Consider the following 23315-nt stretch of genomic DNA (forward strand, 5'->3'; position numbering starts at 1 on the left):
GTTAGTTTTTGATGGGGTAATTGAAAGGTGTTAGTAAATTTATAAATAATGTCATTTAGTGACTAAATACGGGGCAGCAGCTGGTGAGTGAAAAAGAAATAAAAACAGGCGAAATTGCTAAGAATCGCAGAGCCATTATTTTGAAGGCCGCAGAAAAAGCATTCGCCCAAAATGGTTTTAAAGGTACTTCTATTCAAAAGGTAGCCGAGCTAGCGAACTTACCTAAAACTAATGTTCTTTACTATTTTAAATCAAAAATGATGTTGTACAGTACATTGATGCAAGAAATATTACATACTTGGAATTCCAGTTTTGACAGAGTGACGATAGACGACGAGCCCAACTTAGCGTTAGCCAATTATATTGCTGAAAAAATGGAAATGTCGCGTCTAAATCCAAATGCCTCTAAAATTTTTGGTCTTGAAATTTTGAACGGTGCGCAAAACTTTGATGCCAGTTTTAAAGCAAGGCACAAAGCTTGGTTTGATGGACGTATAATTGTAATTGAAGGTTGGATAGACAACGGAAAAATAGGCAACATCGATGCTGGATATTTGTTGTTTCATATCTGGGCAAGTACGCAGCACTATGCGGACTTTTCTACACAGATAAAAAATTTACGCGGCAGTAAAATGAATAAAAAAGACTTTGCAAGTGCTACAAAAACCGTCATATCACTTATACTTGGGGGATGTGGCTTAGAGGTCCCGGAAAAATATTTGGATACAATAAATGAATAGTTACCCGCGCGATTTAGTTGGTTATGGAAATGCAGGGCCCAGCGCCAAGTGGCCTGCAAAGGCCAAAATTGCGGTGCAATTTGTAATGAATTACGAAGAGGGGGCAGAGAACTGTGTTCTTCATGGTGACACTCATTCTGAGATTTTTTTATCTGAAATAATTGGCGCACAGGCTTATCCTGATCGTCACCTAAGCATGGAGTCTATATATGAATATGGCAGTCGAGCAGGCTTTTGGCGACTTCATCGACTATTTACTGAGTACAAATTACCGCTGACAGTATTTGGCGTAACGATGGCCATGCAGCGCAATCCGGATGCCGTTGACGCCATGTTATCTGCTGGTTGGGAAATTGCGAGTCACGCAATGCGCTGGATTAATTTTCAAGAGATGCCGATTAATGAGGAACGTAAGCAAATAGATGATGCGCTTAACTTACATGCAGCAATAACTGGTGTCAAACCCGCGGGTTGGTATACCGGTAGAACCAGTCCAAATACACTTGCGCTTATTGCTGAGCGCGACGATCTAGTATATTGCGCCGACTCATACGCTGACGATCTACCCTATTACGACACGCATTACTCAAAACCATTATTGATGGTGCCCTATACTTTAGATACCAACGATATGCGCTTTGCAACACAGCAAGGATTTAATACTGGGCAGCATTTCTACGAATACTTAAAAGATGCGTTTGATACATTATATGCAGAAGGTGAGTTTGCGCCTAAAATGCTGTCTATTGGCTTGCATTGCAGAATTATAGGACGCCCTGGCAGAATAGGCGGACTAAAGCGATTTATTGAATATATTAGTCAACACAAAGACGTTTGGGTCTGCACCCGAGAAGACATTGCTAAGCACTGGTTGGCTACTCATCCAATCAAATAAATGGGTTAGTCGGCGAGCATTTAGGTTTTTATGCTATTGGGTAGGGTCACAAAAATAGAGTGACGAACCTCATTGTTGAGCGCTTTGCTGCAATGCCCTTGACCTTCGGTGTCCTCAAGTAAAAGCACGTCGCCGACGCCATAAACGCGTTGTTCACCATTGGATACAGTAAATTCTGCACTTCCTTTCATTATAAACAAAAGTTGACGTGTTGGTGCTGGGTGCCACTTAAAATCATAGTCAGCGGGGGTTTCTCTAAAAATAACTGACCCAGCAGCAAACTTTTCTGACAGCAAGCCGATGGGGCCGCCATCGGCTAATTCAATTTCTACTTGACCAAATGCGCTTAGACCTTGTTGGTCGTTATAGATTCTGGGTATGATCATGTGTCTGGTCCTAATAATCTGAAATCGTTAATAAAGTGTAATAACACTTGCAAACTAGCGGCCACATCAGGCGCAGTGATTGATTCTCCTGGGTGGTGGCTAATGCCTTTTTCGCAGCGGGTGAAAAGCATACCAACTGGACATATATCAGCCATTGCCATGGCGTCATGGCCAGCGCCTGAAAGCAATTTTAAAGGCCTTATATTCGCCAATTGTGTTGCTTTTGTTAGCGCGTCAATTAATTTACTATTGCAAATAACTGCTGGTGCACTATGCGTAATCGCCGAGCTAACCTTTAGATTACGTGTATTGGCAATATCGCTAAAGCGGGTCAATATTTTATCTAAAGTAAGATCACGTAAGTCATCATCGTCACTTCTAATGTCCAAACTAAAATCAGCGTTCCCGGAGATGACATTCACCGCATTAGGTTTATTTTCTATTTTGCCAACCGTCGCTACCACACCCATTTCAGTGGCAATTTGTTCGACAGCGAGTATCATCTCGCTTGCGCCTGTGAGTGCGTCTTTACGTATATTCATTGGCACAGTACCTGAGTGTCCAGCCATACCGCAAACATTAATAGTCAAACGTTTTGCCCCCGCAATAGCGGTGACAATGCCAACAGGTAAGTCCTGTTGTTCAAGCACTGGGCCTTGTTCAATGTGCAGTTCTATATAAGCAAGGAGAGAAGATGCAGGTACTTTACTTAAATGTATCTCATCGAAATTAAGTCCGAAATCAAGCATTGCTTGTCGCAACGAGACGCCGTTGGTGTCCAATAGATCCGCCCAGCTATTATCCCATTTGCCGGTTAGCGCGCGGCTGCCTAATAAGGTGGAACCAAACCTCGTTCCTTCTTCATCGCCAAAACCAACAATATCGATATGAAATGGAAATGTTCGTTGTTCTTGATAAAATATGTCGATAAGCGCAATAGGGCATACGACACCAAGCATTCCGTCATATTTCCCGCCATTGATCACCGTGTCGAGATGACTTCCAATCAGTAGGCGCTGGGCATTTGGGTTGGGACTTTCATAACGCCCCCAAATATTGCCTGCACCATCTTGCCACGTGCGCATATTGGCTTGTTGCATCCAACCAGCCACAGCCGCGTTGGCGAGCTTATGCTGTGAGCTTAGATAACGTCTATCGACGATCCCGGGCGATTGACTGATGTTACCTAATTCTTGGCAACGCAGCATGATTTGCTGCGCAAATTCATCGATGTTATTCATTTTCCGTAAACCGACATTGCAGCATCAACGCCTTCACCTAAGCCTAGCTTATGGCCATTTCGACGAAGTACTGTCTCAAGTGACTGTAGGGTATTAAATACACAATCAGGACGGGCGTTATACCCCATTGTGCCTATACGCCAGATTTTTCCATGCAATGGTCCAAAGCTAGTGCCAATCTCAATGTTGAAGTTATGCAACATCTGATGGCGCACGGCCTCTCCGTCGACTCCTTGGGGGATATACACGCCAACCACATTATTCATTTTGTATTGCAAATCACCAAAAGGTGTTAAATTTAAACCCTGAACGCCCGCTAGCATTGCATCACCATTGACTTTATGACGGTCAATACAACTCTGAATGCCCTCGTCGAGTAAATTGATGGCGCATTCCCGCGCACAATAGAGCATTGAGGCGGCCTCGGTATGGTGATTAAGACGTTCGTCTCCCCAATAATCGATAATCATGGGTAAATCAAAATAATTAGAACGAATTCTAGAGCCTTCGCCTGCATAATGATGTTCATTTCGAATACCGGCTTCAACATGCCTTCGTTTATTGATTACCTCTAAATAGCGTTCTCCCATCGTAATCGGCGCACTGCCCGATGGTCCGCCTAAGCACTTTTGCAAACCAACTGATACCGCATCGAGTTTCCAATTATCTGTTTCCAGCGCATTACCGCCGATGGACGCTGTCGCATCACAATATAAAATGACGTCTAAACGTCGGCAAATTTCACCAATTTCTGCAAGCGGCTGCAGCATTGTGGTAGACGTATCGCCTTGAACGGTTGCTACCATTTTGGGCTGAAATTGTTTAATTGCAGCTTCAATTTGTTCTGGTTGGAATACTTCGCCCCAGGGAACTTCTATGCTATGCACTTGCGCACCGGCTCGTTCTGCAATTTCGGTAAGCAAGTGACCAAAGCGCCCAAAAATGGGCACTAGCACTTTGTCTCCTGGCTCAAGTGCAGACACCAACATGGCTTCTATTCCGGCTCTTGATGTGCCGTCTACCAATAATGTTTGTTTGTTTTGGGTCATAAACACTTCACGGTAAAGTGCCATCGTTTCATTCATATAGCCGGTCATGACCGGATCGTATTGTCCCACTAATTGGGTTGACATCGCGTTTAGCACACGTGGATAACAATTAATTGGACCCGGCCCCATTAATAAACGAGGAGGAGGTGCTAACAAGTTATTGCGTGAGTGGGGAATGTGAGTCATGTGAATATCCTAAAAAAATAATTGTGCAAGCATACGAATGCCTGTGATCATAAGCACCACAGCAAACACTTTCTTTAATTTTTGTGCATCGAGCTTATTCGCTAAACTTGCCCCTATTGGTGCAAAAAAAACGGTTAGAGGTACTATACAAATGAAGCCGACTAAATTGACCAGCCCGAAGGTACCTAATGGTGCATCAACCGGAGTTTGGCCGACTAGAAGCATAATAATTGCGGCGGGCAATGAAATAATGAGTCCAACTGCCGCCGCGGTTCCTATCGCTTTATGGGCAGGATAATTACAAAACGTTAGCATAGGTACAGTTAACGTGCCGCCACCAATGCCGACTAACGAACTAAACAAACCGACGCTGGAAGCCATTGCAGATTGTCCTGCTTTACCAGGCAAGTCATCAAAAATAGCTTTTTTGCTACCTAGTAGCATATTGAAGGCCGATAATGTGGCTATTACCCCAAATAAAACAGTTAACCATTGACCGTTAACCTGAGTCACTAACCAACTGCCTATCAATACCCCTATTAATATAAACATCCCCCACACTTTGATTAGTGTAAAATCTACATTACCTTTACTGCGGTGTGCACGTATGGAACTTATAGAAGTGGGCACAATAGTCGCTAATGAGGTCGCTGTAGCAATCAGCATGGCGGATTCAGGAGATACATTAAAGGCTTGAAACAGAAAATAAAGTACTGGCACAATGACAATACCGCCGCCGACACCAAGTAAACCGGCCAATAATCCTGCAAATACTCCAGTTGCCATCAAGGCCGCAATCGTCGTCCAGTTTTCAATCAGTAAATCCATTTATTTACCCTTTTGATTCAGGCGCTGAAGCTGAAAATGCTTTGCCGTCACTTCTAGGGTCGGTTGCTGCTATTGCGGTGCCATTTTTATCTAATACAATTGCACCTGCATGACCCATAAGTTCGTTACATGGATCTACAATAGCCACTTCGTGCTTACGTTCTGATAATCGATCACCAATACGTTGCGCTAAATCGTTTTCAATTTTTAAATTATTTGATTCATCGCCCCATGTTCTTCCTAATAACCATCGCCCACTAGCAATGGCTTTGTCTAACGGCATATTGTGGTAGACATAGCGGCTAAATAGCGCAGCTTGGGTTTGTGGTTGGCCTTCTCCGCCCATGGTGCCATAACTCATGCGACGGCCGTCGTTAAGCTCTGCAAACGCAGGGTTTAAGGTATGAAAAGGTTTCAGACCAGGCGCAAGTTGCTGCAAATGATTTTTTTCTAATGAAAATGACGTACCACGATTATTCCAAACAATTCCCGTTGACGGACTAACAACACCGCTGCCAAATTCCCAATATAAGCTTTGAATGTAACTAACCATTCTGCCCTGACTATCACATGCCCCCATCCAAACAGTATCTCCATGCTCGGCAGTATGCGGCCAAGGCGAAGCAACATCGGCGCGGATGTTTTGAAGCATGCTGTCGATATTCGCGTCGCTCAATAATGCAGATAACTCTACTGACAAGCGAGATGCATCGGTCACATACGCATTACGTTTTATAAAGGCCTGTTTGGTGCATTCAATAAGCAAATGTACCATTTCAAGTTCACTGTCTGTGGATGCAAGCAGGGTGTCTTTATATCGTTCATACAATTTGTCGTATAAAGCTAAAATAATTAACGATGCAACACCTTGGGTTGGTGCAGGCAGGTTGTACAGTTTTCCCTTGCTCGTAGTGACGCTAATTGGTTCGATTATGTTAGCCCGATATTGCTGAAAATCACTGAGTTGAATAGGGGAACCTGCTGCGGCTAAATCGGAGGCGAGCATATTGGCTATTTCGCCCTGATAAAAGTCTTTCAGTCCGTTTTTTGCGAGCAATTGCAGTGTCTTTGCTAGTTTGGGTAACTTAAGTATTTTACCTTTTTTCAAGGCCTTTTCTTTTATTAAGAACTGTTCGAAGTGAGGCATGCCTGATAAATCGTTGAACGTCTTTAGACTGGCATCATGCATACTTTGAGTCACTTCAATGCCCCATTGCGCCTGATTAATAGCTGTATCGAATAAGTTTGCAAGCGCCATATTAGGTTGCCATTGTTGACTTATCTGTAAGGCTTTTTCCCAACCCGAAACGGCACCGGCCATGGTTAACGCCGATTTAGGGCCGCGGCTGGGAATACTTTGCATGTTTTGATAATAGTCGAGCGTTGCATTTTGCGCCGCTGTGCCGCAAGCATCTATTGCAATAGGAGGTTTGTTGGGTTCGCTAATTAGCCAAAAACCATCGCCACCCATACCATTCATGTGCGGGTATTCAACGGCAATAGACGCTGCTGCGGCAACCATAGCTTCGATAGCTGTGCCGCCTTGTTCAAGTATTCGTGTACCGGCGTTTGTTGCGCCACGATGAGGAGCAGTAAAAGCAATTTGTGTCTGTTTGGGGCTTGTCATAATAAATGTTTCATCAGCTTTTTTGCGATGTTAATAAGTCGCAAATCTTGGTTTTTAGGAGCAATCAACGAAATGCCACATGGGGCGTTATTGATTGTGAAGAGTGGTAAATGGATTTGTGGTAAACCCGCTAAACCTGCTATCGCCGTAAATTTGATTAGATTATTGCGATATTCACCAAGCTGGTTCGCTGCAGTACTAAGCAGTGGAGCGCGACCTGGTGTGGTGGGCAGTAAAATAACATCATGTTTTTGTAAGCGTGAGTTAATGTATTTAGTAAAGGATTGTTGCTGTTGCTTTGCAATGTTGTAGTCTTGCAATGTAATAGTTTTGCACCAGTCAAAACGCTGCTGAATATCATCTGCAAAAGTTGGATGAGTACGTGTAATCCATTCACCATGCTGTTGCCAGATTTCGAATCCTTGTAGCGTACGAAAAGTGTCGCTGATTTTGTAGGTGCTCGTATTTATGTTCTCTTGAACTAGCTTAAGTGCGGTTGCGCTTTTTAGTCCCTCAACCATTTTCTCAATGTGATCAGCTTGCTCAGAACATGAAATCAAGTTTGTAGCGATGCAAAATTTCACTGTTTCGTGCGTTGTCGCGTTTGCACTTTCCTTAGGTAAGAGGACCTTAGCGACTTTTTCTAGGTCATCAATATTACGGCACATCCAGCCTATAGTGTCGAATGAAGGCGCCAAGGATACCATATTGTCAGTTGGAATTAGACCATGGGAAGTGCGCAGACCAAATAGTCCGTTATAACTAGCAGGTACTCGAATAGAGCCTCCTGTGTCTGTACCAAGGCCAATGTCAGCTAACTCTGCCGCCACGGCGACTGCAGATCCGCTTGATGAACCTCCTGGTAAACGCTCAGGATTAACGGGGTTAATCAGAGTCGGGTAATGAATATTTTGTCCATTCAAGCTATAAGCTAATTCGTCAGTTAAGGTCTTGCCTTCGTATGCAGCGCCATGCTTGATTAAGGAAGCTACGGTTGAATTTGTATTGCTAGGTAGCGGGTGCGTACGCAACCAATCTGGATTACCAGCGGCTGTAGGTATACCTTTTATATCAAACAAATCCTTCACCGCTAATTTCATATTCTGTAGCGGTATGATTTCACAATTAGCAGCGTACTTAACTTTTGTATCGCTATACGGTGGAGGTTGACTATCCACAAATACCTGTTCGGAATAATTATTGCGCACGAACTTCCTCTCTAATTGGATGTTAATGAAACAATTGTTTCATCATTATGTCAAGAGAAACATTTATTCAGCGTATTGGGTCAGATTCTTGCATCTTGAAAAGTAACTAAGGTCTTAATCTAGTCATAAAGCCACGTATCAAAAAGGAAATTTAGTGAAATCAAATCCAGAAATATTGTTTGCATTAAATGATATACCTAGCATAAAACAAAGCACGACTGCGGCACTGCAGCATATTTTAGCCTGTTTTGTTGGCATCATTACACCTTCTCTTATTATCGGCTCAGTACTTGGACTTGAATCTGAGGTGCCGTATTTAATTAGCATGTCCCTGTTTGTATCAGGTATAGCTACGTTTATACAAGTAAAAGCTTTTGGCGGTATAGGCTGTGGTCTTATTGCAGTGCAAGGTACTAGCTTTGCATTTATTAGTGCTTTACTTATTGCCGGGTTCTCGGTCAAAGCGAAAGGAGGTAGTAAAGAAGAAATTCTTGCAATGCTCTACGGTATTTGTTTTGTCGGTGCTTTTATCGAAATTTTGGTGAGTCGATTTGTAGACAAAATTAAGCGAGTCATTACGCCACTTACCACTGGTATTGTTATTACTACTATTGGTATAAGTCTAATAAAGGTAGGAATAACCGATTTAAGTGGCGGCGTAGGTAGTGCAGATTTTGGTAGTATACAAAACTTATTAATTGGGTTTTTTGTATTGATTATTATCATTGTAATGAACAGTTCGACTAATCCATGGGTAAGACTTTCAGGGATTATGATAGGCATGATTGTTGGCACGTTTGTCGCCTATTTGATGGGCATAACGTCGTTTGCAAGTCCGGCCAGCCAGCCTTTTTTTAGTTTGCCTGTGCCATTCAAATACGGCTTTGATTTTGATATACAACTGTTTATTCCCATTGCGCTAATTTACTTTTTAACGGCTTTAGAAACATCAGGTGACTTAACCGCTAACAGCATGTTTTGCGGACTTCCCATAAAAGGACCAAGTTATATAAAAAGAATAAAAGGCGGTATTTTAGCCGACGGAATTAACTCGGCTCTTGCGGCCGTTTTTAATACCTTTCCTAACACCACATTTGGTCAAAATAACGCGGTAATTCAATTAACGGGAGTAGCTAGTCGACATGTTGGTTTTTATGTGGCTGGTTTTTTAGTCATACTTGGCTTGTTTCCTATTGTTGGCAGTGCATTGCAGTCTATCCCGAAACCAGTGCTTGGCGGAGCAACATTGGTTATGTTTGCGACTATAGCTGTAGGCGGTATCAAAATTTTGGCGAGTGAACCTATTGATCGTCGCAAATCGCTTATAATAGCGACATCACTGGGCGCAGGTTTAGGGGTACTTATGGTCCCTGATGCACTCCAAGGTTTACCTGATATGCTTAAAAATACGCTTTCATCCTCGGTCACTATGGCTGGCTTTACGGCTATTGTGATGAGTGTTTTATTACCGGACACAAACAGCCTGAAAACTAATTAAAATAATTTTCCAATACATTATGCAAAGACTAATCAGTTTGTCATTCATCTTATTTTTCGCCCTGTTGGAGTGCATGTGTTTCACTAAAATAGAGCAAATAACACATCTGATGCGTACAACAATTTAAAAATAGACCGCTTGGTCAGGAATTATTCTGTTGGCATAACTATTGCTGACGTTTGACGTTAGATGAACGAAAAATGATAACGCTGCAGTTCGGATTGCATAATGATTAGGGATTACTTGATGAGTATTTTAATTAAACCATGAAAGCTTCTAATAATATTTGGTTAAAACATCCTGCAGGTATTTTTACTGGCGGCGCTACAAATAGCGATGACGCAAGTAATGGTATCGTTGTAGGGAATAAAAAAATAGTCGAACTCGTGGGTAAAGGTAAAGAGCCGAAAACAGCCATTACTCAAGTTATTGATTGTCGTGCTTTTGCTATTACACCAGGGTTAATAAATATACATCATCATTTTTATCAAACGCTGACCCGTTGCGTGCCTGAGGCGCTTAATAAACCGCTTTTCCCTTGGTTAAAAAGCTTGTATCAAGTTTGGAAAAATTTAGATGCAGATATGTTGGAGTCGGCAACTAAATTAGCCGCTCTTGAATTGATGATGTCGGGTGCGACAACAGTTTGTGATCATCACTATGTATTCCCTAATGGGCTGGAAAATGCTATCGATATTCAAGTGTCGGCCCTACAATTATTGGGTTGCAGGGCTGTGTTAACGAGAGGCTCAATGAGCTTGGGTGAGAAAGATGGAGGGCTTCCGCCAGATACAGTCATACAAAACGAGGACACTATTCTATTAGACAGCGAGAGGGTAGTATCCGCTTTTCATCAAACTCATGAAGGTGCCATGATGCAAATTGCACTCGCTCCATGTTCGCCATTCTCTGTTTCAACTCAATTAATGAAAGACACCGCTAGCTTAGCTAAATCACTTAATGTGTTGTTGCATACACATTTAGGTGAAACTGAAGATGAAGACGCGTTTTGTGTTCGCCAATTTGGTATGCGTCCGGTCGATTATTTAGCATCCTGTGGTTGGTTAGAAGAGAGAACATGGCTTGCTCATGCTATACATTTTACGCCTGAAGAAATTGTCCGTTTAGGCAAAGCCAAAGTAGGCATAGCGCATTGTCCTAGCTCGAATATGTTACTAGCCTCTGGTATCTGCCCAACCCTTGATTTGGTCAAAGCCGGTTGCAAGGTTGGACTTGCTGTCGATGGTTCGGCGTCAAACGATAGTTCAAATATGATCCAAGAAGTGCGTCAGTCTTTGTTGCAACAACGACTTAAATATGGCGCAGAAGCAATAACGGCAAAAACTGTTTTAGATTATGCGACCAAGGGAGCTGCGAATGTTTTGGCGAGGCCTGATATAGGCGAAATAGCGGTTGGCATGCAAGCAGACTTAGCTTTTTTTAATCTCGATGCGTTGAGGTTTAGCGGAGTGGGTGATCCTATTGCTGCACTAGTGCAGTGCGGTGCACATACTGTTGGTAAGCTCATGGTCGCGGGAGATTGGATTATTGAAAATGGGCATCACAAGAACATTGATCCAATGGATTTAATGGCACAACACCAAGCATTTGCACGCAAATTACAATTTGCCCGATAACTATTATTTTTAACCATAATAAGAAGAACCTAGCTATATGACATTACTGCTTGAGCGTTTATTTAAATTGACTGAAAAAGGGTCTAGCTTTAAAAAAGAGTTGGTTGCTGGACTAACTACTTTTGCTGCCATGTCTTATGTATTGGTAGTTAATCCTAGTATCTTGTCTGCCAGTGGCATGCCTATTGAAGGCTTAATTACGGTTACCGCGCTGGCTGCCTGCATTGGCACATTAATGATGGCCGCAATGACTAACTACCCTATTGCAATGGCACCGGGGATGGGACTAAACGCATTTTTCGCATTTACCATTTGCTTAACCCGAGAGATCCCATGGGAAGCCGGTTTAGGAATTGTATTTTGGAACGGTATTTTATTTTTAATACTCTCGCTATTGGGGGTAAGGAAAAAGATAGCAGAGGCCATACCTAATGCACTTAAAATAGGAGTTCAATGCGGTATCGGCTTGTTCATTGCCTTTATTGGATTGAAAAATGCAGGATTAGTGGTGGATAACCCAGCCACTTTTGTTGCATTAGGTAATTTATCTGATCCTGCAACTATGCTGGCACTATTAGGCATTGTTTTTACCATTATATTGGTAGCTAAAAAAGTCACCGGTGCAATTCTAATCAGCGTGATTACACTTACAATTATTGGCTGTTTTGTGCCAGCGGGAGAGGGCACGCTAACCGCTTCGCCTGATGGCTTTATAGGTATGCCAGATAGTATCAGTAGCACCTTTTTTGCGATGGATATAATGTATCCTATTACCCATTTTTCGCAAACATGGGACCTTATTTTTGCGTTACTTTTTGTAAATATGTTCGACACTATAGGGACACTTATTGGTGTCTCTAGAAAAGCAAAGCTACTTGATGAAAATGGTGTGCTGCCAAAAATGGGTAGCGCTATGACTGCCGATGCTGGCGCTAGTGTCATCGGTGCAGCATTGGGTACTTCTCCAGTAACTTCATATGTAGAATCGGCAGCAGGTGTATCTGCAGGTGGTCGCACTGGGCTGACGTCTGTAGTCGTCGCATTATGTTTTGTATTGGCCTTATTTTTTACACCGATTATGAAAGTTATTCCGTTAATGGCGACAACACCAGCACTGATGATGGTTGGTATTTTCATGATGGAGTCGTTTCGCCAGTTAGACTTTGATGATATGCCCTCCCTCGCGACCGCGACTATATCCATGATTGCGATGCCGCTAACCTTCAGCATCAGTGAAGGGATTGCATTGGGATTTATTACGTATGTAGGTATAAAAATGGGTACGTCAAAATTCAAAGAGGTGTCGGTAATTACCTATGTATTAGCTGCTGTATTTTTATTACGTTATCTATTTGATTTAAAGTAGGAATTTAGAAGGTTTTGTTAAAGCTCCGATAATTCATCAAGCTGTTGGTACATTTTAGAAATAGCGGTTGTGCGAACTTGTCCTTTGTTCGCAAGCCGTTTATATGTTTCATTGCAAATTATTGAGACCATACTCATCGGCGCTGCATAGCTATCAAACGCATTTTCTTGACCCAAATGACATACCAATAAATGATTTACTTGCTTATTAAATACTTGGCCAGTTGGGTCGGTTATCAAAATAACAGGTTGTTTTGAAACACTGTCGACCAATTTATCAAAGTTCTTTGGACGTCTCCTAAAGCCAATGAGTATGATGACCTCATCTTTATCTAGGCTTACCAGTTCCTCGGCAAGGGTTTGTCCTGGCTGCGGTAAAATACGCACTGAGCTTCTTATTTGCATCAATTGTTGTCTTAAATGCAACGCTATAGGGTAGCTGTTACGGTATCCAATAATACTTATTTTGTTATCGTTGGAGAGTAAATTGACGATATCTTTTAGTTGCGAAGCGTCAACGCCATTGAGTGTTTGTGTAATATTCGCGATTTCATTATTGAGTTGGTTTTGACTATGCAAATTTGTATTCGCCACAGGAAATCCACCAACACGACGCGCTACAAGCTGAGCTTTTGCTTGTTGATGCGATTCATAACCTATTTGTCGAAAGAAACGACTAACGGTAGCTTTGGAAGTTTGTGTAACGTTAGCAATGCCACTAACCGACATACTAATAATAGCCAATGGGTTTTGCTGTATGTAATTGGCAATTATTCTGGCATTCGGAGACAACTCAGAATACGACTGCACAATGGCCTCTTCAATATTTGGCTCTTTACTCAAAACATATTCCCCAACCGCATCAATACCGCTAGTGTAAGGATTAATCAGTTTCTTTGCATCAAATTAAATTCAAGTTACGAGCTTTGTTAACTGCATTAATTCGTTTATCTGGCGCGGCGATTTCTGTTGCCGTCATGTTCTCTATGAATCGAGGCGTTGTATGAATATTTCTACTATAGCAGCCATTGCAGCCCTTGGTGTGATAGCTTCATTGTTGTTTTTTGGCTATTAAATTCGTCGAAATATGGAACAAAGTCGTTTGAAGAATTTTGAAGCAATGCTCGATCGATTAACCACTCTTCACAGCACTCTTATGGACGCGACTAATTCAGACGTTTACTAAACGTGTCCAAAGCGCACCTCAGTGACCATTCCATGAGTTATTTGGTCAAAACAGTGTCCTAGGCAAATGGCTGCGTAGTAAAAATGTGTTGGTTAAAATCAATGATAGTTTGTTTGTACATGGCGGATTTCACCCTGAACTTGTGAATGAAAAAATCAGCCTGCTGATGATCAATAATATCTTTAAAGAACATCTAATTGAGACTCAACTAGAGGCACCAAGACTTGGCATGGCCAAATTTTTGCACACAATCAATGGTCCAATTTGGTATCGAGGCTATTTTAATGAAATCAAAGCAACTTCATCTGAAATAGACCGCTTACTCGCTCACTTTGATGTGGCAAGAATTGTTGTTGGACACACGTCGCAAGAACTGGTGATATCGCGCTATCAAGGCAAAGTTATTGGCATCGATACAAGTATAAAACGCGGCCACAATGGTGAAGTATTGTTTCTAAACGGCGATAGAAAGTGGCGAGGGAGTTTACAAGGTGATGTTCTGCCTTTGCTAATTAATGGCGGCTAATTATTCTGCGTCGCCATTAATAATATTATAGACTATCTAAAGCGGTCTCTTAATTTTTATTACTACTTCTCACATCAGGCCTTAGTAAAATTTATTCCTCAATCAAATCCTACTGCCATCTATTACAAAGTCATAGTGGAAAATTCAGTGCCTGTTGTATACATCAGAATTGTGTTTTATTGTTCTTGCAAATCAGCAGCATTTAATTGATAAGAGTATGTCTGATTTGGGTAAGGTCACTTGCTACATGCATTAAAGCGCCAACGAACTAGAGGAGTCTATAAAAAAATGCCGGATAACATAAAGCACCAAGTTGCGCACCAAGTCAGCGCTAATGGCTTGCAAATTACCTATGATAGTTTTGGTGATCCTAGCCATCCGGTCGTTATGTTAATTATGGGACTGGGCACCCAGATGATCCACTGGAGCGAGCAGTTCTGTCAATTATTAGCCAGTAATAAGTTGAGGGTCATTCGTTTTGACAATCGTGATATTGGCAAAAGCACTTGGCTGACTGACTACCCTGTGCCAAGCACGTGGGATTTTATTAGCAACAGTTTGTTTAGTAAAAAAGTAAACGCGCCTTACCTACTTGATGATATGGCTGATGATACCTTAGCTCTGATGGATTCGTTGAATATACATAAAGCCCATATTGTAGGTGCCTCAATGGGCGGTATGATAGCCCAATGTATGGCTTTGAAATCGCCTAATAGAGTAAGTAGTCTCACCTCTATTATGTCTACTACTGGCAATCGTTCTTTGCCAAAAGCAAAAATAAGAGTGATGGCAAAGTTGCTTAAACCGCTAGCTACAGAAATTGAGCCGCACGTGGCCCAAAGTTTGGGTGTGTGGCGTATGTTGCATGGTGAATATTTCCCTTTTGACCGAGAAAGTGTTGAAAAAGTGATACGTTATTCAGTGCAAAGGGGGGTTAATCCTGCTGGTGTTGCCCGCCAGTTAAGCGCAATAATTGATTCACCGGATCGCACTCTGGGTTTGCAGAAATTACAAATACCCAGTTTAATTATTCACGGTGATATTGATCCCCTAGTGCCTGTGGAGTGCGGCATTGCCACTGCAGCAGCAATTCCTGGTGCCACTTTAAAAATCTTGGAAGGAATGGGACATACCTTACCGGTTCAACTATATCCACAAATTGTTGAGGACATAGTCGAGTTAAGCAATTACGCGGAGAATAACTAAGCAATGATTTATAAATAAAATTAGCGTCAGGACCTGCAAGTGTTATGGACGCAACGATATAATGCATGGTAAGCCAACGTTTGAATAATCAGCCGGATTAAGCTGAGTTAGCCCAAGTCTAACAATCCACGTCCATTCTCAATACGCAAGTTTACGCCGAGTTCAGCGCTCTTTTTTTGCATACGCGTGAGTATGCGGTGCGCTTGCTCCTCGTTGGCAAGCTTTGGTCGCCCGCGTGTTGGCCATTGCCGAGCAGGGTCGTCTCCGACTTCATTTATTACAACTGGCACTATTTCTAAATGACGCACCTGCCCTGCGACAAAGTCGACGTGCACAATAGCCGATTCCCAAACCTCGGGAACGTAGTAGCCAATATCTGTATGGGAATGGAACACCAGGCTGCCTAAACCGTGCAATATTGGTCTGTTGTTCTGCAGTTCGATGCCGTGTAATAAGGGCGCTCCGTGGCTGACGAAAATATCTGCGCCGGCCTCAATGCATTGCCTTGCAAACTCTCGAGCCCACGGTTTGGTTATTGCCATATCCTCACCCCATTCGTGATTATGCAAGTACACGATAACTATTTTAGCGTTAACTCTTGCAGCCTTAATCGCTGTAATATTGCGCTCCAAGTCCTTTGGGTTAGGCTGAAGATCTGCTCCTAATACCACCTCATTCACTCCAGGGCGAGTCTTTGTCGCCGCTGCTCCGTCACGTATTTTCCCCATGGCCATTGCGATAAGGGCTGTCTTCACTGGAGTTTCTAAGTAACCAGCCGCACTGGCCTGAGCCATATTATTGCCTGTGCCGGCATAAGCAAATCCTGACCGATCCACGGCATCGCGTGTGGCAATAATCCCAGAAGTGCCTAAATCCCACGCGTGATTATTACTAAGCGACAACAGGTTGAAGCCCATTTCGTGAAGACATTCCAATGTGGTCTCGGAGCCAGTATGAAAAAATTCGGTATCTCGCGTGGGAACACCTGACGCAGAGGTCTTTATCGCCACCTCAAGATTGGTGAAAACCACATCACCTCGCCGCAGTTCAGCGATCACATCCAAAAGACCATCGTAAGGTGCTTCGCACACGGGGTATTTCATCAGAGCTTGACCCGCGAGCGTCACCCGAACACGAGACCCTGAGCCCGTTGCGAATGACGGTACCAGTATACTCAGTGCTGGCGCTGCAAGCAGGTAGCAGGTAGCGTAATAGTTATCGACGTCTTGGAAATAACCGAATGATAAAACTCATTGGGTACTTGAGAAAAATAAAATAAAGAGTAAGCCTGATCTTGTCAACAATTCGTTATACTACAGACAGGAATAGCGTTTACTCTGCACCCGTAAAACTACGTAAACAATGCTTGAAAAAAGCGGTCGTTAAGCGATTCATCGGTGCGTGCGCTGAAGTGATAAATCCATATTCATAGGTTAATGCTGGGACTAACGGTATCAACACTAAATCATCCGCCGCATACTGCCCAGCAAGCATTTCATTAACAATGGCGATACCCAGGTTACGTTTTGCAAAACTACACGCAATTGCGACGGTGTGGGTTTCTAATTTAATTTGCATACTGATATTCGCTTGGCCAAATAAACTGTCTATTTGCGTTCTGGAGTAGCGTCCCTTACCCAGTAAAATGAGTGGTTCATTGCGTAAGTCGTGAACACTGATCTGATGTTGACTGGCTAGTGGATGTTTAGGAGATAACGCACATACCGTTATTCCGCTTAACACCGGTTCAACTAATAAACCGGGATGGTTTTCGGGTAATTGAATAAACCCGCAGTCTACACTTCTATGAGCCACGAGCTCTCTGGCTGCCGCCGGAGTTTGAGTATCCAATGATATTTTAACTTTGGGATGAAGTCTCAAAAAATCGGTCACTACGTCGGCTAGCGGCCCCGCAATAAATGAATTTGGTGCAACAATTTTTAACCAACCCAAATCTGAATTAAAGATATTTTTGGCTAAAAGCGCAATCCGCTCAGCCCCTTGCAGTGTTAATTCGACCTCTTTGTATAATGCTAATGCCTCTTCGGTCGGAAATAAACGCCCTTTTTCTCTATAAAAAAGGGCAAAACCAACATGTTCTTCAAAAGAGGCGAGTAAACGACTTACGCCGGGTTGAGTGATACCCAAACTTTTTGCGGCGGCTGTCGCAGAATCCGTTTCTATGATAGCCCGAAAAGCTTCGAGGCTCTTCAGACTTAGGGTATTTAATGGGCTTTTCATGGCATTCTCAATACTCAAATCAATAACAATATGTTATAAGGTAATGTCTAAAAGTCATGATATTGCATGATAATAAATAGTTTGTAAACTCCTACCCAACAAGTTCGTAAACCCACTTTCACAATTTGGAGTCCGGCGCATGCCAAGCTTTCGTAAAACCTTACTTTCCCTTTCTATTACTTTTGCATGCTGCGGTATGACGACAGTCGTTCTGGCGCAACAAAGTGAAATAGTTAATGAACAAACTGCAGACAAGCTAGAAGTTATTGCAATTACCGGCTCAAGGATCAAGAGGCAAGGCGACACACCAAGTCCAGTGCAGGAACTCAACCTTGAAGCGCTAAACCAAACTGGCGCTGTCAGTCTGGGTGATGTACTTCAAGAACTTCCTTCGGTTGGCGCGAGTCTCAATGGTAATGGTTCTGGCGGCACTAGTCACGGTACTAGCAGCTTAAATTTGCGTAACTTGGGTAACAATAGGTCATTGGTGTTGGTCAATGGACAGAGATGGGTAAATGGTGCAGGCACAAGAGGTTTTCGTGACTTTGTCGACTTAAACACCATTCCCCAGGTCATTGTAAAGCGTGTAGAGGTATTGCAAGACGGTGCAACCGCGATATATGGCGCTGACGCGATAGCTGGTGTGGTAAATATATACACACATAGTGATTATGTAGGGGCAAGTGCTAAAGCATATTATGGTCAAAGCAGCGAAGGCGATAGAGATACGGTTAATATTGACGTATTAATGGGGCGTGATTTTGGTGAAAGTAACCTGATGTTCGCCGCAAGCTTTACCGATCAAAAGTCTATTTTCACCCAAGATCGTGATATCACAGCCGTTCCTTTAAATGGATTATCAACAGGTACGCCCGAGGGCCTTTTTCGTGAAAGTAGCCTTAATTCAGTGTTGGGTTTTACTATTCCCAGCGGCGGTATTACCCGTGACCCAAACAGCGATGGTTCAAATCTAGCTAGCTGGCGTGGAGTTACCGGTGATGATAAATACAATCGATATGATAACAACTATGTAGTGGGCCCTAACAAACGTGCTGCACTCTATTTTCAAGCATTCGTGCCAATGGAAATTGCAAATCTGCGTATAGAAGCATTGTATAATCGTCGTCAGTCAGACCAGCAGTTTTCGCCTGCATTATCACCTATAAGAGGAAGTCGAGGTTTTTCCATTGCTAACGATCCTCGCGTTAACCCATTCGGTGTAGAGTTTAGTGGCAGTGATTTTCGACACACCTCTTTTATGGTAGAAAATGGTTATCGCATAAATGAACAGACAGTCGAGACCGTGCGCTTGGGGATTGGCTTTGATGGAGAGGTTGACTTAGGCACAGATTGGGCTTGGGATAGCTTTTTATCATGGGCTAAAAATTCAGGTGAATTTACCTCTAACAATCAATTGAATTTAGACAAACTGGCTTTGGGCTTGCAAGCTTGTAATACCTCAGGGATGACTGCCGATGTTACCGATTTAGCCAACGGCTGTGTTCCGGTTAACCTGTTTAATCCCCTTAGTGATGGGATGGTTGATTACATTAATTTCACGGGTGAAGATAAAAATGAAGCTAGCCAAATCAACTTTACCTTAAACTTCACGGGCACTTTGCTAGCGTTGTCGGCAGGTGACTTAGGCATAGCGGCGGGCATTGAATACCGCAAAGAGAAAGGTAAAGACACGCCCGATAACTTTATTAATTCTGAGCCAAGCCTGAATAGCTATCGACCAACTAGCTCATCACCGCGTATAGGAACTGACGGTGAGTACGACCTAAAAGAAGCCTACGTAGAATTGAACATTCCATTAATCAAGGACGCGTCTTTTGCTGACCTGCTTGAAGTAAGTTTGGCAACACGCTTCTCAGACTACAGTACCTTTGGTAGCACAACCAATAGTAAAGCGGGCATATTATATTCTCCAACCAAAGGACTTTCATTTCGAGCGACGTGGGCTGAAGGTTTTAGAGCTCCCTCTATTTTAGAATTATTCGAAGGCGAGCGCGTCAGCTCTGCTCCGGTATTAGACCCATGCTCTGGCAACACCAGCTTACTCGGTTGTATCGGCGTTCCAAGCGACTATGTGCAGGGCGAAACTAACGTTCAATTGACCACTGGCGGTAATGGATTATTGAAACCTGAAACATCCGAAAATGTTTCTTATGGTGTGGTTCTCTTCCCAACTTTTATGGACAATTTTAGCCTGACGCTGGATTGGTATGATATTGAAATTGATAACACAATTAGTCTTTTTGGACCCCAAGATGTGCTTAACCTTTGTGCCAGCCAAAGCAAAAATTGTGAGGTAATTAATCGTGCTAATAACGGTGAAATTGTAAATATAATTGATGGTCCTGTGAATCTAAATAGCACGCGCGTCAAGGGCATGGATGTTTTTATGCGCTATGCCATTGCCTCTGATAATGGTGATTGGAATTTCACTCTCAATCTTTCTAAGTTAAATGAATTTGAAGAGAGCGCTACCCTATCGGACGGCACTGTTCGTGTTGAAAATAAGGTAGGCAACGCTTATTTACGTGAAGCTTTCCCTGAGTGGCGTGGAAGCTTTACTAGCAATTATAAGATAGCTGCATGGTCATTAAATTATAATCTGCGCCACATAGGCGATACCAATGAAATGGTGGAGGAAAAGCCAAGACACATAGGGAGTGTGCTTTATCATAATGCATATATCAATTATGCCTTTGATGATGCGATAAGTATAAAATTAGGTGTGAATAACATTGGAGACAAGCAGCCGCCAAGTTCGCTTACCAATCCTAATATTAACTATGATCAGAATACCTACAACCCAATTGGACGCTTCACATATATTCAGTTGAGCTACCAATTTTGATCTCCCTATTAGTCCTCGCAAGAGGCACTTTGTTTGAGGTATCTAATTATTTATGATCCAGACTTATTCAGTACGAGAGCCTGAAGCTCAAAGCGTAATTCCCCTGCTTTTTGATTCTCCACATAGCGGTATTCAATTTCCGGCAGATTTTTCTTGCTGCGCGTCGATTGAACAGTTAAAAACAGGCTGGGATGCATTTGTCGATGAGCTATGGGAAGGCGTTGTGCTTCATGGGGCGGTATTACAACGAGCTCACTATTCTAGGATGTTTATTGATTTAAACAGAGCAATTGATGATATTGATCCAATGTTACTAGCCTCTCCATCATCTGAGTGCAAACCAACTCAATATAGCGAGCGAGGTATGGGACTTATTCGTCGCTTTGCACTTCCGGGAGTTGCTTTATATTCTCAACCCTTAGAAATAGACGAGATTAAAATGCGCGTGCGGGATTACTACCTGCCTTATCATAATGCGCTACGCAATAAGCTCAATATTTTGCATGAGCGCTTTGGACAAGTCTGGCATGTTGACTGCCACTCTATGAAGTCAAAGGGTAACACCATGAATATTGATAGCGGTGAGTCTAGGCCCGATGTGATTTTAGGCGATAACGACGGACTTGCTTGTGATCCACAGTTTGTGCAAACGGTTGAAGATGCCTTTACGCGATTAGGTTATAAAGTTGTGCGTAACATACCCTACAAGGGAGGTTACCTAGTGACACATCATGCTAAACCGGATGTTGGACGTCATAGTTTGCAAATTGAAATCAACAGAGCGCTTTATATGGATGAAAAGCAACACAAGCCGAATGAACAGTTTGCTTTATTGCGTAAAGACCTCGATAGTGTGGCGTGCACAATGGCTAGCTATATCAGAGAACACCTGCAACTGGATAAACAGTGATGGACAATACAGCAACCACTAAACCGATACCTGAGAAAAGAGAAGTGGCGAAAGGCGCTCTTAATCCACTAGTTATTCTATTAGGAATACTGTTGCTTGCAGGCGCAATGACCTACTTTATCGAGTCTGGTCAATTTGAACGCAATGGCAAGCTCGTGATCCCAGGCAGTTATGAGGTTATTGAAAAAGATTCAAGGATTAGCGATATATTTCGAATAAGTGAAAGGGCTGAAAATGAAGCAGCTCCGGTGAGTTTTATCGAACTATTAATGACCATTCCAGAGGGCTTAGAACGGGGTGGGGGCTTAATATTTATGGTGCTAATAATTGGAGGTATGTTTGGAGTTTTAACAAAAGCAGGAGCGATTGATGCCGGTTTAGAGCGGCTGCTGAGTATGGTTAAAGGAAATATTTACGTACTCACTATCGCGTTAATGGTCGTTTTCTCTGCGGGTAGTACTTTCTTAGGCCTCGCATCCGAGTATTTGTTAGTTATTCCTATTATGGTGGCTATGTCGAAACGCTTGGGGCTATCGCCGATTATCGGTTTTGCTATTGTTACGGTATCAGTCAAAGTAGGTTATATCGCATCCATCTCCAATCCGTTACCACTGACGATCGCACAGCCTTTAGTAGGACTTCAAATATTTAGCGGCGCCTCTATGCGCTCAATATTCTATCTTGTGTTTCTGACGATTGGTATTGCTTTTATGCTAATCACTATCCGTGCTCAGAAGGTGACAGGAAACGTGAGTTTCGACATAAATAATGAACGTTTATCATGGCGTCATGGTTCAATGTTGACTGTCTTAATTGGCAGTATTGGATTTTTAGTCTATGCCTCAAATCAATGGCAATGGCGTCATGAGGCTTTTTCTGCATACTATATTGGTATAAGCTTATTGCTTTGCTGTCTCTGTGGTTTAGGCGCCAATAGTGCGGCTAACGCCTTTGTTGGGGGTATGAAGAAAGTATTACTTGCTAGTGTATTGATTGGCGTTGCATCTGCCGTTGCGGTTACGCTTGAAAAGGGGCAAATTCTTGATTCGGTTGTCCATCAGCTAGTTGCAATGATTGGAGATGGAAGTCCAACAGTGGCGGCTACAAGCATGTTTGGTGCACAACTATTATTGGACTTTTTAATTCCTTCAACCTCAGGTCAGGCAGCTGTCAGTATGCCTATCATGGGGCCTATTGGTCAGTTGTCGGGTGTTTCTCCTCAAACCACTGTCGTTGCTTTTTTATTCGGGAACGGCATTACTAATATGTTAACACCCACTTCGGGCACGCTACTAGCTTATTTAGCAACCGCACAAATTGGTTGGGTACAATGGGCTCGTTTTATTCTGCCTCTTTGGTTTATCTTTATAATCACGGCAATAATCTTGCTGGCAGTATCTGTGAATGTAGGATTCTAAAGATAGCTCAATAGAGGAACCAAACATCTTCGGATCTCTATTGGTAGATCCGATTCACCTAACACTAGCCGCGTTACCAATAGTTTCCTGCATAAAACTCGCTTGACTCCAGTCCATTTTAACTTTTGAATAATATTGAGTTTAAGAGGTCTTTAAACATCGCTCATTTTCGGTTCTAATGGTATTTAACGCTGCATCTGATTAATGCAGGTTAACTTGTTTGTGATGCGAACAAGTCAGTGCTGCGTTGAACACCTATTATAAATTATTGAAAGCCAGTGCAGCGTCTCAACGTAATCAAC

Annotated in this window: 19 protein-coding genes; 10 read left to right on the plus strand and 9 right to left on the minus strand. The window is 42.7% G+C overall.

Features of this window, described 5'->3' with window-relative positions:
* Positions 1–83: 83 nt before the first annotated feature.
* Together G399_RS20180 and puuE are read left to right on the plus strand one after the other, a co-directional pair.
* Positions 84–740 carry a TetR family transcriptional regulator C-terminal domain-containing protein gene (locus G399_RS20180; RefSeq protein WP_006009156.1) on the plus strand — a complete coding sequence of 219 codons (657 nt, stop codon included), beginning with the start codon at positions 84–86 and terminating at the stop codon, positions 738–740.
* Positions 733–1635 (plus strand): allantoinase PuuE, encoded by a 903-nt coding sequence (gene puuE, locus G399_RS0104330; RefSeq protein ID WP_006009158.1) that lies wholly within the window; start codon positions 733–735, stop codon positions 1633–1635. Before G399_RS20180 ends, puuE begins: the two co-directional genes overlap by 8 nt.
* Positions 1636–1655: 20 nt before the next feature.
* On the opposite strand, the gene G399_RS0104335 is transcribed toward puuE, so the two are convergent.
* From G399_RS0104335 to G399_RS0104360, 6 genes are read right to left on the minus strand one after another with little or no spacing between them, the layout of a single operon-like run.
* Positions 1656–2021: a cupin domain-containing protein gene (locus G399_RS0104335; RefSeq protein WP_006009160.1), complete on the minus strand. Its 366-nt coding sequence runs from the start codon at positions 2019–2021 to the stop codon at positions 1656–1658.
* On the minus strand, positions 2018–3262 hold the full coding sequence (locus tag G399_RS0104340) for an allantoate amidohydrolase (protein ID WP_006009162.1): 1245 nt from the start codon (positions 3260–3262) through the stop codon (positions 2018–2020). Before G399_RS0104340 ends, G399_RS0104335 begins: the two co-directional genes overlap by 4 nt.
* On the minus strand, positions 3259–4497 hold the full coding sequence (locus G399_RS0104345) for a pyridoxal-phosphate-dependent aminotransferase family protein (RefSeq protein WP_006009164.1): 1239 nt from the start codon (positions 4495–4497) through the stop codon (positions 3259–3261). Before G399_RS0104345 ends, G399_RS0104340 begins: the two co-directional genes overlap by 4 nt.
* A 9-nt stretch (positions 4498–4506) precedes the next feature.
* On the minus strand, positions 4507–5325 hold the full coding sequence (locus tag G399_RS0104350; protein ID WP_006009165.1) for a sulfite exporter TauE/SafE family protein: 819 nt from the start codon (positions 5323–5325) through the stop codon (positions 4507–4509).
* Positions 5326–5329: 4 nt separating this feature from the next.
* Positions 5330–6952 carry a gamma-glutamyltransferase family protein gene (locus G399_RS0104355; protein ID WP_006009167.1) on the minus strand — a complete coding sequence of 541 codons (1623 nt, stop codon included), beginning with the start codon at positions 6950–6952 and terminating at the stop codon, positions 5330–5332.
* The gene (locus G399_RS0104360; protein WP_006009169.1) at positions 6949–8160 is read right to left on the minus strand and encodes an amidase; all 1212 of its coding nucleotides are present in this window, start codon (positions 8158–8160) and stop codon (positions 6949–6951) included. The genes G399_RS0104355 and G399_RS0104360 overlap by 4 nt, the downstream gene beginning before the upstream one ends.
* Before the next feature lie 154 nt (positions 8161–8314).
* Between G399_RS0104360 and G399_RS0104365 the strand changes: the two genes are divergently transcribed.
* The 3 genes from G399_RS0104365 to G399_RS0104375 all read left to right on the plus strand — a co-directional run bounded on the left by G399_RS0104365 (position 8315) and on the right by G399_RS0104375 (position 12661).
* The gene (locus G399_RS0104365) at positions 8315–9658 is read left to right on the plus strand and encodes a nucleobase:cation symporter-2 family protein (RefSeq protein WP_006009172.1); all 1344 of its coding nucleotides are present in this window, start codon (positions 8315–8317) and stop codon (positions 9656–9658) included.
* Between the two features lie 266 nt (positions 9659–9924).
* A complete protein-coding gene (locus tag G399_RS0104370) occupies positions 9925–11295 on the plus strand; it encodes an 8-oxoguanine deaminase (protein ID WP_026843451.1) in 1371 nt (456 codons plus the stop codon).
* A 37-nt stretch (positions 11296–11332) separates the two neighbouring features.
* Positions 11333–12661, plus strand: coding sequence for an NCS2 family permease (locus G399_RS0104375; RefSeq protein WP_006011428.1), 1329 nt, complete (start codon positions 11333–11335; stop codon positions 12659–12661).
* A 17-nt stretch (positions 12662–12678) separates the two neighbouring features.
* Here G399_RS0104375 and G399_RS0104380 read toward each other — a convergent pair whose 3' ends face one another.
* Positions 12679–13503: a MurR/RpiR family transcriptional regulator gene (locus G399_RS0104380; protein ID WP_006011430.1), complete on the minus strand. Its 825-nt coding sequence runs from the start codon at positions 13501–13503 to the stop codon at positions 12679–12681.
* A gap of 428 nt (positions 13504–13931) precedes the next feature.
* Here G399_RS0104380 and G399_RS20185 point away from each other — a divergent pair, with 428 nt between their 5' ends.
* Positions 13932–14372, plus strand: a complete 441-nt coding sequence (locus tag G399_RS20185; protein WP_006011432.1) for a metallophosphoesterase family protein — start codon at positions 13932–13934, stop codon at positions 14370–14372.
* Positions 14373–14660: 288 nt separating this feature from the next.
* The gene (locus tag G399_RS0104390; RefSeq protein ID WP_006011434.1) at positions 14661–15578 is read left to right on the plus strand and encodes an alpha/beta fold hydrolase; all 918 of its coding nucleotides are present in this window, start codon (positions 14661–14663) and stop codon (positions 15576–15578) included.
* Positions 15579–15685: 107 nt separating this feature from the next.
* On the opposite strand, the gene G399_RS20190 is transcribed toward G399_RS0104390, so the two are convergent.
* Together G399_RS20190 and G399_RS0104400 are read right to left on the minus strand one after the other, a co-directional pair.
* Positions 15686–16681: a CapA family protein gene (locus G399_RS20190; protein WP_154658910.1), complete on the minus strand. Its 996-nt coding sequence runs from the start codon at positions 16679–16681 to the stop codon at positions 15686–15688.
* 229 nt (positions 16682–16910) lie between these two features.
* Positions 16911–17819 carry a LysR family transcriptional regulator gene (locus G399_RS0104400; RefSeq protein ID WP_006011339.1) on the minus strand — a complete coding sequence of 303 codons (909 nt, stop codon included), beginning with the start codon at positions 17817–17819 and terminating at the stop codon, positions 16911–16913.
* A gap of 139 nt (positions 17820–17958) precedes the next feature.
* Between G399_RS0104400 and G399_RS0104405 the strand changes: the two genes are divergently transcribed.
* From G399_RS0104405 to G399_RS0104415, 3 genes are read left to right on the plus strand one after another with little or no spacing between them, the layout of a single operon-like run.
* Positions 17959–20685 (plus strand): TonB-dependent receptor domain-containing protein, encoded by a 2727-nt coding sequence (locus tag G399_RS0104405; protein ID WP_006011340.1) that lies wholly within the window; start codon positions 17959–17961, stop codon positions 20683–20685.
* A gap of 52 nt (positions 20686–20737) precedes the next feature.
* Positions 20738–21595 (plus strand): N-formylglutamate amidohydrolase, encoded by an 858-nt coding sequence (locus G399_RS0104410; RefSeq protein WP_006011342.1) that lies wholly within the window; start codon positions 20738–20740, stop codon positions 21593–21595.
* Positions 21595–23013 (plus strand): AbgT family transporter, encoded by a 1419-nt coding sequence (locus tag G399_RS0104415; protein WP_006011345.1) that lies wholly within the window; start codon positions 21595–21597, stop codon positions 23011–23013. The genes G399_RS0104410 and G399_RS0104415 overlap by 1 nt, the downstream gene beginning before the upstream one ends.
* The last annotated feature ends 302 nt before the right edge of the window (positions 23014–23315 follow it).

The sequence above is a fragment of the Brumicola pallidula DSM 14239 = ACAM 615 genome (assembly GCF_000428905.1).
In the GTDB taxonomy this organism is placed as follows: Bacteria; Pseudomonadota; Gammaproteobacteria; order Enterobacterales; family Alteromonadaceae; genus Glaciecola; species Glaciecola pallidula.

What these genes read in the sequence shown, in the direction of transcription:
- G399_RS0104350 (WP_006009165.1), bottom strand. Translation starts at nt 5,325, where the DNA reads ATGGATTTACTGATTGAAAACTGGACGACGATTGCGGCCTTGATGGCA.
- G399_RS0104410 (WP_006011342.1), top strand. Translation starts at nt 20,738, where the DNA reads ATGATCCAGACTTATTCAGTACGAGAGCCTGAAGCTCAAAGCGTAATT.
- G399_RS0104405 (WP_006011340.1), top strand. Translation starts at nt 17,959, where the DNA reads ATGCCAAGCTTTCGTAAAACCTTACTTTCCCTTTCTATTACTTTTGCA.
- G399_RS0104345 (WP_006009164.1), bottom strand. Translation starts at nt 4,497, where the DNA reads ATGACTCACATTCCCCACTCACGCAATAACTTGTTAGCACCTCCTCCT.
- G399_RS0104390 (WP_006011434.1), top strand. Translation starts at nt 14,661, where the DNA reads ATGCCGGATAACATAAAGCACCAAGTTGCGCACCAAGTCAGCGCTAAT.
- G399_RS0104415 (WP_006011345.1), top strand. Translation starts at nt 21,595, where the DNA reads ATGGACAATACAGCAACCACTAAACCGATACCTGAGAAAAGAGAAGTG.
- G399_RS0104355 (WP_006009167.1), bottom strand. Translation starts at nt 6,952, where the DNA reads ATGACAAGCCCCAAACAGACACAAATTGCTTTTACTGCTCCTCATCGT.
- G399_RS0104400 (WP_006011339.1), bottom strand. Translation starts at nt 17,819, where the DNA reads ATGAAAAGCCCATTAAATACCCTAAGTCTGAAGAGCCTCGAAGCTTTT.
- G399_RS20190 (WP_154658910.1), bottom strand. Translation starts at nt 16,681, where the DNA reads ATGAAATACCCCGTGTGCGAAGCACCTTACGATGGTCTTTTGGATGTG.
- G399_RS0104375 (WP_006011428.1), top strand. Translation starts at nt 11,333, where the DNA reads ATGACATTACTGCTTGAGCGTTTATTTAAATTGACTGAAAAAGGGTCT.
- puuE (WP_006009158.1), top strand. Translation starts at nt 733, where the DNA reads ATGAATAGTTACCCGCGCGATTTAGTTGGTTATGGAAATGCAGGGCCC.
- G399_RS0104370 (WP_026843451.1), top strand. Translation starts at nt 9,925, where the DNA reads ATGAAAGCTTCTAATAATATTTGGTTAAAACATCCTGCAGGTATTTTT.
- G399_RS0104335 (WP_006009160.1), bottom strand. Translation starts at nt 2,021, where the DNA reads ATGATCATACCCAGAATCTATAACGACCAACAAGGTCTAAGCGCATTT.
- G399_RS0104340 (WP_006009162.1), bottom strand. Translation starts at nt 3,262, where the DNA reads ATGAATAACATCGATGAATTTGCGCAGCAAATCATGCTGCGTTGCCAA.